Origin of the sequence: Mycobacterium sp. ITM-2016-00316 (genome assembly GCF_002968335.2) — a bacterium.
In the GTDB taxonomy this organism is placed as follows: Bacteria; Actinomycetota; Actinomycetes; order Mycobacteriales; family Mycobacteriaceae; genus Mycobacterium.
On sequence record NZ_CP134398.1, the window covers coordinates 3,630,573 to 3,643,156 of the forward strand.

The following is a 12,584-nucleotide window of genomic DNA, read 5'->3' on the forward strand; positions in this document are numbered from 1 at the left end:
GCACCGCCGACCATCGACCGGCAACGCTATCCGGTCATCCACCGGCGCCACTGCGCGAGCACCTCATCGAGGTCCTCGTGCAGTGTCTCGCGAACGGCGGTGGCCGGATCGGGATGGCCGGGACCGCAGGCCCGCAGATACAGCGCACGCAATGTCTGCGGGCCGTACTGCTGCGCGACGTAGCGGCTGAACCACCAGGCCCGGTCGTAGGCCAGCGAGCGTACCGGTCCCTCGGTCTGCAGGTCGGCGTCCTCGGGCAACCGGGCGAGCAGATCGGCCTGTGCGGGCCCGGGTGGGCCCGGCTCCGGCCGGCCGACATAGTCGGCGACACCCTCGGTGACCCAGAGCGGCGCATCGGCGACCGTGTGCGGGCGGGCCGCGTAGTGGAACAGCTCGTGGCGCACCACGATCCGCAGCGCGGTGTCATTCATCGCTGCCGCTCCCGGCGCGAACACCATGCCGTCGGCGGTGGTGGCCGCGGCGATATCGGGGCTGCCGTGGGCCAGTACCCGGAACTGTTCGTCGGATTCGGTCACCACGACCACGATCTCGCGCGGCCAGTCCGGGCCCCAGAACGCGGTGACGGCGGCCGCCGCCCCGGGCAGTTCGGCGCCGATCCGCTCGATCATCGGCGCGCTGCGCGCACCGCCGAGCCCGCGCAACTGCGCGGTACGCCCGTCGGGCAGCGAGATGCTGGTCGTCGCGGCAGTACTCGATGTCGGGCTCGGTACCGGCGGCGCAGGCGGTGATTCAGCCTGGCACCCGGACAGCAGGACTGCGGCGGTCAGCGCGCCGCACAGTGCGTGTCTCAGTACCGACGCACGTTCTCAGTACCGACGCACGTTGTAGATCGGTGCGTTGTTGACCGGGGCCACGACCACGGGCTTGCCGAAGGTGGAGGCGTGCACCATCATGCCGTCACCGATATAGATGCCGACGTGCGACGCATCCGAGTAGTAGGACACGACGTCACCGGGCTGCATCTGATCGGTCGAGACCGCCTGGCCACCGGCGGCCTGCGCGTAGCTGGAGTGCGGCAGCGAGACACCGGCCTGCTGGAAGGCCCACTTCACCAGGCCGGAGCAGTCAAAGGCGCCCGGGCCTTCGGCACCCCACGAATAGGGCGAACCGATGCGGGTCAGTGCGGCCTGCACGGCCACCACGGCCGGGCCCGAGCCGGGTGCGGCGGCGGGCGGCGGCGCGACATCGCCCGGCGGGATGCCCGCCGGCGGGGCGGCCAGCACGCCGGGATCGTTGTTCGGCAACGCCTCCGGAGCCGGCACCGGGACCGAAGCCGGCACCGGTGGGATGGCGGCCAGCGCCTCACGCTGGGCCGGGGTCAGCACCTCGTACTGCGACTTGACGACGGCGATCTCGACCTGCAGCTTGCTTTGCTTGGATTGCAGGTCCGCACGCACCGCGGCGGCCTGCTCGGCGGCGGTCTTGGCGTTGGCGGCGGACTGGGCCGAGGCCGATTCGGCCTGCGCGGCCCGCACGTTGGTGTTCCGGAAGTTCTGCATCTGCGCCGACATCTCGGTCGCCATCACGCGCTGCACGGCCAGCTGATCGATCAGTACCTGCGGCGAGCTCGCGGTGAGCATGGAATCCAGGCCATCGGTGCGGCCGCCCATGTACTGGGCGGCGGCGATCTTGTCGACGGAGGTCTGGAATTTTGCGAGATCGGCCTTGGCCGCCTCGACCGCCGCGATATCGGCGGCGTGCTTTTCTTCGGCGGCACGCTGCGCGACCAGCTTGGTGTCGAGATCGAGCTGGGCGGCGTGCATGTTCTCGGTGGCGATCTCGGCCTGATGCGACAACTCGTTGAGCTTTGCCAGTGCATCGTCGGCCGGGTCGGCCTGCACGCCGGAGGCGAGGATCCCGCCGAACACGGTCAGGGCCGCTAACGCACCGATCAGGGGTCGCTGGACGCCACTCTTACGTCGGTGTGTGCGATCAGGCCTCAAGATATTGCGTCCTTACAACTGCGATTCAGCCGCGACGAACTTCTGTTTGGTCTCGAATAGGTTACGAAACGGCATCGGGCTTGTCCAACGGAAGACGTGAACGTAACAGGCGACCGGGATTAAATTCGGACTTGGCGGCGTTGCCAAAGGTCACGCGCGTGTCCTCACGCCACACCAGTTCTACCATCCGGGCGCTCGTGGCGATGGATCGGAACGAGCCGTAACCGGGGCGCCAGCCCGACCTCGGCGAGCACCGCGAGCGCTGCACGCTCGTCGTCCAGCAAAGTCTCCGGCACACCGAGCAGCACACTCACCACGCAATCCTGGCAGCCCGGACCGCGCACCGCGCAGTCATCACAGTCGATCACCACCGAGCCGGTGTCCAGCGCGTCGTCGGGCTCTTCCATCGCACGTTCGTTCATCGGGCCTTGATTCATGTTTCGCACCGTAACGACGGGTACCGACACGCCCACCGACCGACGACACGCTGGCCCGGCTTGTCAGGGGCGGGGCCTACCGTCACCGGTGTGCAGCAGCTGAGCTTCGCCGACGTGGATCCATCTGTCGGCTTCGCCGACGGTGATGCATCCGTCGGCTTCGCCGAGGGTGACCCGCTCGTCGATCTGCTGCTGGCCGACACCACCTTCGTGGTGGTGGACCTGGAGACCACCGGTGGCCGCGCCACCGACAGCACGCCCGGGAGCAACGACCACGACGCGATCACCGAGATCGGCGCGGTCAAGATCCGCGGCGGTGAGGTTCTCGGCGAACTGGCCACCCTGGTCGACCCGGGCCGCAGCATCCCGCCACAGATCGTCTCGCTGACCGGCATCACGTCGGCGATGGTCCACGACGCACCCCGCATCGATGCCGTGCTGCCCGCGTTCCTCGAGTTCGCCCGGGGCGCGGTGCTGGTCGCCCACAATGCGGGATTCGACATCGGGTTCCTGCGGGCCTCGGCGCAGCGCCTGGGCATCGCCTGGCCGCGCCCGCCGGTGCTGTGCACGGTGCGGCTGGCGCGGCGGGTGCTGACCCGTGACGAGGCGCCCAGCGTCAAACTCTCGGCACTCGCGCGGTTGTTCTCGGCCACCACCACCCCGAACCACCGGGCACTCGATGACGCCCGCGCGACGGTCGATGTGCTGCACGGGCTGATCGAGCGCGTCGGGAACCAGGGGGTGCGCACCTATCCCGAGTTACGCGCCTATCTGCCCGACGCCACCGCCCCGCAGCGTCGCAAGCGTCACCTGGCAGATGGTGTGCCGTCCCGGCCGGGCGTGTATCTGTTCCGCGGGCCCGCCGATGAGGTGCTCTACATCGGCACCGCGGTGAATCTGCGCCGCCGGGTGGGCCAGTACTTCACCGGGGCCGACCCACGCACCCGGATGAAGGAGATGGTGGCGCTGGCCACCCGGGTCGACCATGTCGAGTGTGCGCACGAGCTGGAGGCCGGGGTGCGCGAGTTGCGGCTGCTGGCCGCGCACGCCCCGCCGTACAACCGCCGGTCCAAGTTTCCGCGCCGGTGGTGGTGGATCACCCTCACCGACGAGGCGTTCCCCCGCTTTTCGGTGGTGCGCTCCCCGCGCAGTCCGCGCGCGATCGGACCGTTCACCTCCCGCGCGGATGCCGTCACGACCGTCGACGTGCTGGCCCTCGGCACCGGCGTACGAACCTGCAGCACCCGGCTGGCCCGCAGCGCGCGGCACGCCTGCGAGGAACGCGAGCTCTCCCCCTGCCCGGCCACCCGTGGCGCCGATATGGCGCAGTACGCCGGCGCGGCGCAGCGGGCGACCGATCTGCTCGACGGTGTGGACAGCGCGGCGTTCGGCACCGTGCTGAGCCAGATCGAGTCGCTGGCGAGCCTGCACCGCTATGAAACCGCCGCCCGGCTACGCGATCACACGGCGTCCGCCGTGGAGACGACATGGCGTGGGCAACGGCTCCAAGCACTGGCCGCGGTCGACGAGCTGATCGCGGCGCGGCCCGACGGGCGCGGCGGCTGGGAGCTGGCCGTGATCCGGCACGGACAGCTGGCCTCGGCCGGGTGCGCCCGCCGCGGCGTGCCGCCCATGCCGGTCATCGACGCCATAACCCTTGCGGCACAGTCGATCCTGCCGCAACCGGCCCCGCTGGGCGGCGCACTGGTGGAGGAGACGGCGGTGATCACCCGGTGGCTGGCCGGCCCGGGTGTGCGCATCGTCAGCGCCGAAACCGGTTGGGCCAGCCCGATCGGGTCGGCCGCCCGGTGGGCCGACTGGGCCGCCACCGCACGGTCGGCGCGCCTGGCCGCCGCGCAGCCGGCCACCCAGACCGATGATCTGGACGATCGCTACGGCGTCCACAAACCCGGGCGCACCCACGCCAGGGCGGTCTGAGTCAGCCGGCGACCTTCTGGGTGAACCGCACCCAGTTCGCCAGAAGTCGTTCTGCGGCACCGGAATCGATGGCCTCGGCGGCACGCTGCAGACCGGACTGCCACGCGGGCACCCACTGCGCGTCACCGGAAAGACCGGCATGGGCGACCATCGCGCCGGCGGCGTTGAGCACCACCGCGTCCCGGACGGGTCCCTTGGCGCCGCTGAGCACCGCCCGCACCGAAGCGGCGTTGGCCTCGGCGTCACCGCCGACGAGTTCGCTCAGATCGGCCCGCCGGAACCCGAAGGCCGCGGGATCGAGCGTGAGGCGCTCGACCGTGCCGGCCTGCACCCGCCAGATGGTGCTGGTGGTCGTGGTGGTCAGTTCGTCCAGACCGTCGTCACCGTGCACCACCAGGGCGCTGGCGCCGCGGGCGGCGAACACCCCGGCCATCACCTCGGCCAGATCCCCCCAGGCGCAGCCGAACAGACCGGCCCGCGGTGCCGCCGGATTGGTCAGCGGACCGAGCAGGTTGAACACGGTCGGCACGCCGATCTCGCGGCGGACCACCGAGGCGTGCCGGTAGGAGGGATGGAATTGCGGCGCGAACGCGAAGGCGATACCGACCTCGGCGACACTGCGCGCGACATCTTCGGGTCCCAGATCGATGCGCACCCCGAGCGCCTCCAGGGTGTCCGCTCCGCCGGACAGTGAGGAAGCCGCCCGGTTGCCGTGCTTGATCACCGGCACCCCGGCCGCCGCCGTGACGATCGAGGCCATCGTCGACAGGTTCACCGTGTTGGACCCGTCGCCCCCGGTTCCCACGATGTCGACGGCGTCGGCGCCGACCGCACTGTCGGGGATCCGGCGGGCGTGCTTGAGCATGGTGTCGGCGAGCTCGGTGACCTCCGCCGATGTCGGGCGCTTCATCCGCATCGCCACCGCGAAGCCGGAGATCTGCGCCGGCGTCGCCGTGCCGGTCATGATCTGGTCCATCGCCCACGCCGATTGACCACGCTCCAGATCCCGGTGGGTGGTCAGACGGCCGAGGATCAGCGGCCAGGTGAACGGACTCTCGGATGCGCTCTGAGCGGATGACACGCCGTGATGCTATCGCCCGCGCACCCGCCGTCCGGAGCCTGTCACGACTGCCTACCAAGACACGTTTCAACTCAATTACGAACCCGGGTGGTGTTCGTCAACTACAAAGCGTCATACTTGCACCTGTGACGAGCGCTGTTGGGACCTCGGGGACCGCGATTACCTCCCGCGTACATTCGCTGAACAGACCGAACATGGTCAGTGTCGGCACCATTGTGTGGCTTTCCAGTGAGCTGATGTTCTTTGCTGGTCTGTTCGCGATGTACTTCACCGCGCGTGCGCAGGCCCAAGGCGCCTGGCCGCCCGAGCCGACCGAGCTGAACTTGTGGCTCGCGGTACCGGTGACCGCGGTGCTGATCGCCTCCTCCTTCACCTGCCAGATGGGCGTGTTCGCCGCCGAGCGGGGCGACGTGTTCGGCCTGCGCCGGTGGTACGTGATCACCTTCCTGATGGGACTGTTCTTCGTCCTCGGCCAGGGCTACGAGTACATCCACCTCGTCGAGACCGGCACCACCATCCCGGGCAGTGCCTACGGGTCGGTGTTCTATCTGGCCACCGGCTTCCACGGACTGCACGTCATCGGCGGTCTGGTCGCCTTCATCTTCTTGCTCATTCGCACCAGGCTGTCCAAATTCACGCCTGCGCAGGCGACCGCGGCGATCGTCGTGTCCTACTACTGGCACTTCGTCGACATCGTGTGGATCGCCCTGTTCGCCGTCATCTACTTCGTCCGATGATCGGCAAGCCGATGCGTCCGATGCTCTCGACGATGAGAAGGGGTTCGATGACCAGCAAGTCCGGCGCAGCCGGGAAGACGATCAAGCAACGTCGCTTGCGCCGGCGCGTGTCGGCGGCCGTGCTGCTGCTGCTCGGGCTGTCTGTGGCGGGCGTCACCGCCGCCACCTTGACCCCGACCCCCCAGGTCGCCGTCGCCGACGAATCCCAGTCGGCGCTGCTGCGCACCGGCAAGCAACTGTTCGACACCTCGTGCATCAGCTGCCACGGCGCCAACCTGCAGGGTGTGCCCGACCGCGGCCCCAGCCTGATCGGCACCGGTGAGGCGGCCGTGTACTTCCAGGTCTCCACCGGCCGGATGCCCGCAATGCGCGGCGAGGCCCAGGCGCCCCGCAAGGAGCCGGTCTTCGACGAGCACCAGATCGACGCGCTCGGCGCCTTCGTCCAGGCCAACGGCGGCGGCCCCGTCGTGCCCCGGGAAGCCAACGGGCAGATCGCCGACGAGTCCCTGCTGTCCGGTGACGTCGCCCGCGGTGGCGACCTGTTCCGGCTGAACTGCGCCTCGTGCCACAACTTCACCGGCAAGGGCGGAGCCCTGTCCTCCGGCAAGTACGCACCGGACCTCGGCGAGGCGTCGAAGGTGCCCGCGCAGGTGTACACCGCCATGCTCACCGGCCCGCAGAACATGCCCAAGTTCTCCGATCGCCAGCTCTCCCCCGAGGAGAAGGCCGACATCGTCACCTACGTGCGGCAGGCGGCGGACACTCCGGATCCCGGCGGCTACGGCCTCGGCGGATTCGGCCCGACCACCGAAGGTATGGCCATCTGGATCATCGGGATCGTGGCTGCCGTCGGCATGACGTTGTGGATCGGAGCACGCGCATGAGCGGGGATATCCAGGGCGGCGACACCTCGGGACGTCCGGTTCCGGGTCAGCCCACCGACGCCGAACTGGCCGAGATGTCGCGCGAGGAACTGCTCGCGCTCGGCGGCAAGCTCGACGGTGTCGAGGTCGTCTTCAAGGAACCCCGCTGGCCGGTCGAGGGCACCAAGGCCGAGAAGCGTGCCTCGCGCACCGTGTCCTACTGGCTGCTGCTCGGCGGTTTCTCGGGGCTGGCGCTGCTGCTGGTCTTCCTGTTCTGGCCCTGGGAGTACGTGCCCTACGGCGCCGAGGGCGAGCGGATTTACACGCTGGCCACCCCGCTGTACGGCCTGACCTTCGGCCTGTCGATCCTGGCGATCGGTATCGGCGCGGTGCTCTTCCAGAAGAAGTTCATCCCCGAAGAGATCACCATCCAGGACCGCCACGACGGCGCCTCCGCGGAGATCCACCGCAAGACCATCGTCGCCAACCTGAGCGACGCCCTCGAGGGGTCGACCATCAAGCGGCGCAAGCTGATCGGGCTGTCGATGGGCATCGGGCTCGGGGCGTTCGGCCTGGGCACCCTGGTCGCCTTCGCAGGCGGGTTGATCAAGAACCCGTGGAAGCCGGTCGTGCAGACCGCCGAGGGCAAGAAGGCCGTGCTGTGGACCTCGGGATGGACCCCGCGTTTCCAGGGCGAGACCATCTACCTGGCCCGTGCCACCGGCATCCCCGGCGAATCGCCCTTCGTGAAGATGCGTCCCGAGGACATCGACGCCGGCGGTATGGAGACGGTCTTCCCCTGGCGCGAGTCCGACGGTGACGGCGTCACGGTGGAATCCAGCCACCACCTGTTCGAGGTCGCGATGGGTGTCCGCAACCCGGTCATGCTCATCCGCATCAAGCCTCAGGACATGAAAAAGGTCGTCAAGCGCCAGGGCCAGGAGAGCTTCAACTTCGGCGAACTGTTCGCCTACACGAAGGTCTGCTCGCACCTGGGCTGCCCGTCCTCGCTCTACGAGCAGCAGACCTACCGCATTCTGTGCCCGTGCCACCAGTCGCAGTTCGATGCGCTGCACTTCGCCCGGCCGATCTTCGGTCCGGCCGCGCGTGCGCTGGCGCAATTGCCTATTACCATCGACAAGGACGGCTATCTGGTCGCGAACGGCGACTTCATCGAACCCGTCGGACCGGCATTCTGGGAGCGCAAATCATGAGTCCCAAGCTCGGAGATATCGCGGCCGCACAAGGCGATGCGATCGATTCCCGGTACCACCCCTCGGAGGCGGTACGTCGCGGCATCCTGAACAAGGTCTTCCCCACGCACTGGTCGTTCCTGCTGGGTGAGATCGCGCTGTACAGCTTCATCATCCTGTTGATCACGGGTGTGTGGCTGACGCTGTTCTTCGATCCGTCGATGGCGCACGTGACCTACGAAGGCGTGTACCAGCCGCTGCGCGGTGTGCAGATGTCGCGGGCCTACGAATCGGCCCTGGAGATCAGCTTCGAGGTGCGCGGCGGCCTGTTCGTCCGCCAGATCCACCACTGGGCCGCGCTGCTCTTCGCGGCGTCGATCATGGTTCACCTGGCGCGCATCTTCTTCACCGGCGCGTTCCGGCGTCCCCGCGAGGCCAACTGGGTCATCGGCTCGCTGCTGCTGATCCTGGCGATGTTCGAGGGTTACTTCGGCTACTCGCTGCCCGACGATCTGCTCTCGGGCACCGGCCTGCGGGCCGCGTTCTCCTCGATCACCCTGGGCATGCCGGTCATCGGCACCTGGTTGCACTGGGCGCTGTTCGGCGGTGACTTCCCCGGCGAGATCATCATCCCGCGGTTGTACGCCCTGCACATTCTGCTGATCCCCGGAATCATGCTGGCGCTCATCGGCGCTCACATGGCGCTGGTGTGGTTCCAGAAGCACACCCAGTTCCCCGGTCCCGGCCGGACCGAGAAGAACGTCGTCGGCGTGCGCGTCATGCCGGTCTTCGCGGTGAAGTCGGGTGCCTTCTTCGCCATGATCACCGGCCTGCTCGGCCTGATGGGCGGCCTGCTGCAGATCAACCCGATCTGGGTGCTCGGCCCGTACAAGCCCTCGCAGATCTCGGCGGGTAGCCAGCCCGACTTCTACATGATGTGGACCGACGGCCTGGCCCGCACCTGGCCGGCCTGGGAGTTCTACATCGGGAACTACACGATTCCGCAGTCGGTGTGGGTGGCGGTCGGCATGGGCCTGGTGTTCGTGCTGCTGTCGGTCTACCCGTTCCTGGAGCGCAAGCTCACCGGCGACAACGCACACCACAACCTGTTGCAGCGCCCGCGTGACGCCCCGACGCGTACCGCTGTGGGCGCCGCGGCGATCTCGTTCTACATCCTGCTGACGTTCATGTGCATGAACGACATCATCGCGTTGAAGTTCCACATTTCGCTGAACGCGACGACGTGGATCGGCCGCATAGGCATGGTGGTGCTGCCGATGATCGTCTACTACATCACCTACCGGTGGGCGATCAGCCTGCAGCGCAGCGACCGTGCGGTGCTGGAGCACGGTATCGAGACGGGCATCATCACGCGCCTGCCGCACGGTGCCTACATCGAGCTGCACCAGCCGCTCGGACCGGTCGACGATCACGGGCACCCGATTCCGCTGGAGTACCAGGGCGCGGCATTGCCCAAGCGGATGAACAAGCTCGGATCCGGCGGCGCGCCCGGCAGCGGCAGCTTCCTGTTCGCCGATCCGGTGGAAGAGCACGATGCGCTCGCCGAGGCGGCCCATGCCTCCGAGCACCGGGCGCTGGCCGTGCTGGCCGAGCACCAGGGCAGCAACGGCAACGGTTCCCATGGGTCGAACGGATCCAACGGGCACCACTAGCAGTTTCACGACGGCAGAAGGCTCGCGCAGCACGCTGCGCGAGCCTTCTGTCGTTCGGCCCCTCTCCCCTACCCCGCCGGCAGTACGCTGACCCGCATGGTCGCCGATCCGCCATGGGAGCCACCGCTGGCCGGCACCGAGGAACAGCATCTCGTCGCCTCGCTGGAGCGGCTGCGAGCGACGTTCCGCTGGAAGGCCGACGGGCTCGACTCGGCCGGGCTGGGTGTCCGGATCGGCGCCTCGTCGCTGACGCTCGGAGGTCTGCTCAAGCACCTCGCGCGGGCCGAGGCACAACGTTTCGGCCCCGGCCTCGATGACTCTCCCATGGGTGAGCCGTGGGACTCCGCCGATTGGGATGCGGACCCGGACTGGGACTTCACCTCGGCCGCGCAGGACACCCCGGCGGAGCTCTATGCACTCTGGGATCGGGCCATCGCGCATTCCCGGGCCAGGCTTGCAGCGGCGCTGGCCGATGGTGGCCTCGATCAGTTGGTGTGCATCGCCTGGCCCGACGGCAGCCGGGCGAGCCTGCGCCGCAGCGTATGTGACCTGATCGAGGAGTACGGCCGCCACACCGGCCACGCCGATCTGCTGCGCGAGGCCGTCGACGGACGCGTCGGTGAAGACCCGCCGGCCGATTGGCGCCCGGGAGCAGGTTGAGTCAGGCGGCGGGCTTGTCGGCCGGCCCGAGCACGCCGCGCAGCTCGCGCAGGTAGAACCAGAGCAGCACCGGCATGGCCACGGTGACGATCCCGGCGATGATGAAGAACGCCACGGCGGCACTGCCGCTGTCATTGGCCGTCAGGTAGGTGGCCAGCCCGACGGCGAGGGTGCCCACCCCGACCGCGCACGCGATCGACAGCCCGAATCGCACGGACAGTTGATCGATGACGCCCGGCAGCGCGGCAGCACGCGTGGTGGACTCCGGGACCTGGTCGGAACGCCTGCGCCGGGACTCGCGGGGCGACACGGCGGCGATGTCCTCGACCACCGAGCCGCCGGCGGGGGTGTCCCGGATCGGCCGGTGGGAGCTCTGCCGACGGGCCCGCACCAACAGCGGGATCGCCACGACGATCACCGCGGCCGATATGCCGATCACGGTGTAGAGCACCCAGGGGGTGTCCGAGCCGGACGCCTCGGACAGTTCGGCGCGGACGGTGCCCCGGCCGCTCGCCATGTCCACCAGGGACACGGTGGCGGCGACCGCGGCGCCCAGCGCTGCCAGCCAGATGACGGCACAGGCGCCCAGCAGGATCCGCTCCAGGTTCTCCGGACCGGACAGGGTACGACGGGGTGACGGGGTGAGTTCAGTGTCTTTGAGCATCAGCAACTTGTCTGTGCGGCGTTGCCGGTGTTGGACGACAGCACGGTGCCATCGCTTGTGGTGATCGAGCAGTTCAGCCGGCTGACCAAGAACAAACTCGACGCCTGTACCGACCCGACCTCGGACTGCGAGATCGGGGTGACGGTGAGCGACCACGGGATGTAGACGTTGCGCTGGGTGCGGCTGCGCCCGGACGCGTCGATATAGGTGACGGTGATGATGTCGCCGGGCGCCTTGGTGCCGGTGACCGAATAGGTCACCTGCCGGGGTCCCGCCGGCCGTGTCGTCGTCGGCGGGGGCGGCGGCGGGGCCTCTGTGGTGGCAGGCGGTGGCGGCGCCTCCGCACTGGGTGGCGGGGGTGGTGGTTCCTGCGTCACCGTGACGGTCTCCGGGGGCGGGGGCGGGGGCTCCTCGGTGGGCGGCGGCGGGGGCGGCGGCTCGCTGCTGGGCGGCGGTGGTGGCGTCGTGGTGATCGCGTCCTGCACGGGCGGCGCCGTCGTGGTCGACGTTTCGGGGTTGGCCAGTCCGGTGTTGTCGGTGCGGGTCACCAGCAGTGCCACGGATGCCACGAGGGCTACGGCGGCGACGATGGCCACCACGCCGACGACCCATGGCCATCTCGGGGGTGCGTCCTGGTCGGGATCAGCGGGCGCGTAGTTGTCGTAGTCGTACAGCGCCGGATCCGGCGGCACGTACGGAGCGCTGGTGAACTGCTCGGATTCCGGGGCGGAGTACGCCCGGGATTGGATGTCGGTCTCGTCGGCGCGGGATCTGCGATCCTTGTCCGCACCCGACTGCTCCGGTCCTGACGGCCCGCTCATCTGCAACTAAACCTCGGCCTATCCTTCTCGACTGCTGCCTCGGCAACACTACCCAACCAGGCAACGGTGGGGACCACGCCACGACGTCACGTCAGCGAACTGACGCACGGTTGTGACCTGGCGGAAGACCTCAGTGCTTCTCGGGGCCGACGTAGTACTCGAAGACCAGGCCGGCGGCCGAGGCCAGCACGAAGCAGACACCCGCGACGATCAGCCAGGGCAGCCACAGCGCGGCACCGACGGCCGCGGTGGAGAAGGACAGCGCGATCAGGATCGGCCACCAGCTGTGCGGGCTGTAGAAGCCCAGCTCGCCGGCGCCGTCACTGATCTCGGCGTCTTCGTAGTCCTCGGGCCGGGTGTCCAGACGTCGCGCCACGAACCGGAAGAAAGTACCGGTGATCAGCGTCAGGCCGGTGGTGAGCACGAGGGCGGTGGTGCCCGCCCACTCGATGCCGCCGGTGGCGAACATCGCGGTCAGCACGCCGTACACGATCGATGACAGCAGGAAGAACGCGGTCAGGAACTCGAACAACCGGGCTTCGATATGCATGAG

At 68.8% G+C, this 12,584-nt stretch carries 13 protein-coding genes; 6 read left to right on the top strand and 7 right to left on the bottom strand.

What is annotated here, in order from left to right; genetic code table 11:
- Positions 1-26: 26 nt before the first annotated feature.
- From C6A86_RS17500 to C6A86_RS17510, 3 genes are all read right to left on the bottom strand, one after another.
- Entirely contained in the window at positions 27-629 is a 603-nt protein-coding gene (locus C6A86_RS17500; RefSeq protein WP_199196112.1) for a peptidase, read from the bottom strand.
- A 198-nt stretch (positions 630-827) separates the two neighbouring features.
- A complete protein-coding gene (ripC, locus tag C6A86_RS17505; protein ID WP_105362402.1) occupies positions 828-1,964 on the bottom strand; it encodes a peptidoglycan hydrolase RipC in 1,137 nt (378 codons plus the stop codon).
- A 164-nt stretch (positions 1,965-2,128) separates the two neighbouring features.
- Positions 2,129-2,401 carry a hypothetical protein gene (locus C6A86_RS17510; RefSeq protein WP_396833783.1) on the bottom strand — a complete coding sequence of 91 codons (273 nt, stop codon included), beginning with the start codon at positions 2,399-2,401 and terminating at the stop codon, positions 2,129-2,131.
- Positions 2,402-2,500: 99 nt separating this feature from the next.
- Here C6A86_RS17510 and C6A86_RS17515 point away from each other — a divergent pair, with 99 nt between their 5' ends.
- Positions 2,501-4,339, top strand: a complete 1,839-nt coding sequence (locus tag C6A86_RS17515; RefSeq protein WP_105362410.1) for a DEDD exonuclease domain-containing protein — start codon at positions 2,501-2,503, stop codon at positions 4,337-4,339.
- A gap of 1 nt (position 4,340) precedes the next feature.
- Here the strand turns inward: C6A86_RS17515 and trpD are convergent, their stop codons facing one another.
- Entirely contained in the window at positions 4,341-5,420 is a 1,080-nt protein-coding gene (gene trpD, locus C6A86_RS17520) for an anthranilate phosphoribosyltransferase (RefSeq protein WP_105362403.1), read from the bottom strand.
- A gap of 125 nt (positions 5,421-5,545) precedes the next feature.
- Here trpD and C6A86_RS17525 point away from each other — a divergent pair, with 125 nt between their 5' ends.
- The 5 genes from C6A86_RS17525 to C6A86_RS17545 all read left to right on the top strand — a co-directional run bounded on the left by C6A86_RS17525 (position 5,546) and on the right by C6A86_RS17545 (position 10,546).
- Positions 5,546-6,157: a heme-copper oxidase subunit III gene (locus C6A86_RS17525; protein WP_105362404.1), complete on the top strand. Its 612-nt coding sequence runs from the start codon at positions 5,546-5,548 to the stop codon at positions 6,155-6,157.
- Between the two features lie 47 nt (positions 6,158-6,204).
- Positions 6,205-7,041: a cytochrome c gene (locus C6A86_RS17530; protein WP_105362411.1), complete on the top strand. Its 837-nt coding sequence runs from the start codon at positions 6,205-6,207 to the stop codon at positions 7,039-7,041.
- Positions 7,038-8,234 (top strand): ubiquinol-cytochrome c reductase iron-sulfur subunit, encoded by a 1,197-nt coding sequence (locus C6A86_RS17535; RefSeq protein WP_105362405.1) that lies wholly within the window; start codon positions 7,038-7,040, stop codon positions 8,232-8,234. The genes C6A86_RS17530 and C6A86_RS17535 overlap by 4 nt, the downstream gene beginning before the upstream one ends.
- Positions 8,231-9,886: a ubiquinol-cytochrome c reductase cytochrome b subunit gene (locus tag C6A86_RS17540; protein ID WP_105362406.1), complete on the top strand. Its 1,656-nt coding sequence runs from the start codon at positions 8,231-8,233 to the stop codon at positions 9,884-9,886. Before C6A86_RS17535 ends, C6A86_RS17540 begins: the two co-directional genes overlap by 4 nt.
- Positions 9,887-9,982: 96 nt before the next feature.
- On the top strand, positions 9,983-10,546 hold the full coding sequence (locus tag C6A86_RS17545; protein WP_105362407.1) for a DUF664 domain-containing protein: 564 nt from the start codon (positions 9,983-9,985) through the stop codon (positions 10,544-10,546).
- Position 10,547: 1 nt separating this feature from the next.
- On the opposite strand, the gene C6A86_RS17550 is transcribed toward C6A86_RS17545, so the two are convergent.
- From C6A86_RS17550 to C6A86_RS17560, 3 genes are all read right to left on the bottom strand, one after another.
- Positions 10,548-11,210: a DUF2561 family protein gene (locus tag C6A86_RS17550; protein WP_105362408.1), complete on the bottom strand. Its 663-nt coding sequence runs from the start codon at positions 11,208-11,210 to the stop codon at positions 10,548-10,550.
- On the bottom strand, positions 11,210-12,031 hold the full coding sequence (locus tag C6A86_RS17555) for an MmpS family transport accessory protein (RefSeq protein ID WP_311100809.1): 822 nt from the start codon (positions 12,029-12,031) through the stop codon (positions 11,210-11,212). Before C6A86_RS17555 ends, C6A86_RS17550 begins: the two co-directional genes overlap by 1 nt.
- Before the next feature lie 130 nt (positions 12,032-12,161).
- Entirely contained in the window at positions 12,162-12,581 is a 420-nt protein-coding gene (locus tag C6A86_RS17560; protein ID WP_105362464.1) for a cytochrome c oxidase subunit 4, read from the bottom strand.
- Positions 12,582-12,584: the final 3 nt, after the last annotated feature.

What these genes read in the sequence shown, in the direction of transcription:
- C6A86_RS17540 (WP_105362406.1), top strand. Translation starts at nt 8,231, where the DNA reads ATGAGTCCCAAGCTCGGAGATATCGCGGCCGCACAAGGCGATGCGATC.
- C6A86_RS17560 (WP_105362464.1), bottom strand. Translation starts at nt 12,581, where the DNA reads ATGCATATCGAAGCCCGGTTGTTCGAGTTCCTGACCGCGTTCTTCCTG.
- C6A86_RS17530 (WP_105362411.1), top strand. Translation starts at nt 6,205, where the DNA reads ATGACCAGCAAGTCCGGCGCAGCCGGGAAGACGATCAAGCAACGTCGC.
- C6A86_RS17500 (WP_199196112.1), bottom strand. Translation starts at nt 629, where the DNA reads ATGATCGAGCGGATCGGCGCCGAACTGCCCGGGGCGGCGGCCGCCGTC.
- C6A86_RS17545 (WP_105362407.1), top strand. Translation starts at nt 9,983, where the DNA reads ATGGTCGCCGATCCGCCATGGGAGCCACCGCTGGCCGGCACCGAGGAA.
- C6A86_RS17550 (WP_105362408.1), bottom strand. Translation starts at nt 11,210, where the DNA reads ATGCTCAAAGACACTGAACTCACCCCGTCACCCCGTCGTACCCTGTCC.
- C6A86_RS17510 (WP_396833783.1), bottom strand. Translation starts at nt 2,401, where the DNA reads ATGAATCAAGGCCCGATGAACGAACGTGCGATGGAAGAGCCCGACGAC.
- C6A86_RS17555 (WP_311100809.1), bottom strand. Translation starts at nt 12,031, where the DNA reads ATGAGCGGGCCGTCAGGACCGGAGCAGTCGGGTGCGGACAAGGATCGC.
- C6A86_RS17535 (WP_105362405.1), top strand. Translation starts at nt 7,038, where the DNA reads ATGAGCGGGGATATCCAGGGCGGCGACACCTCGGGACGTCCGGTTCCG.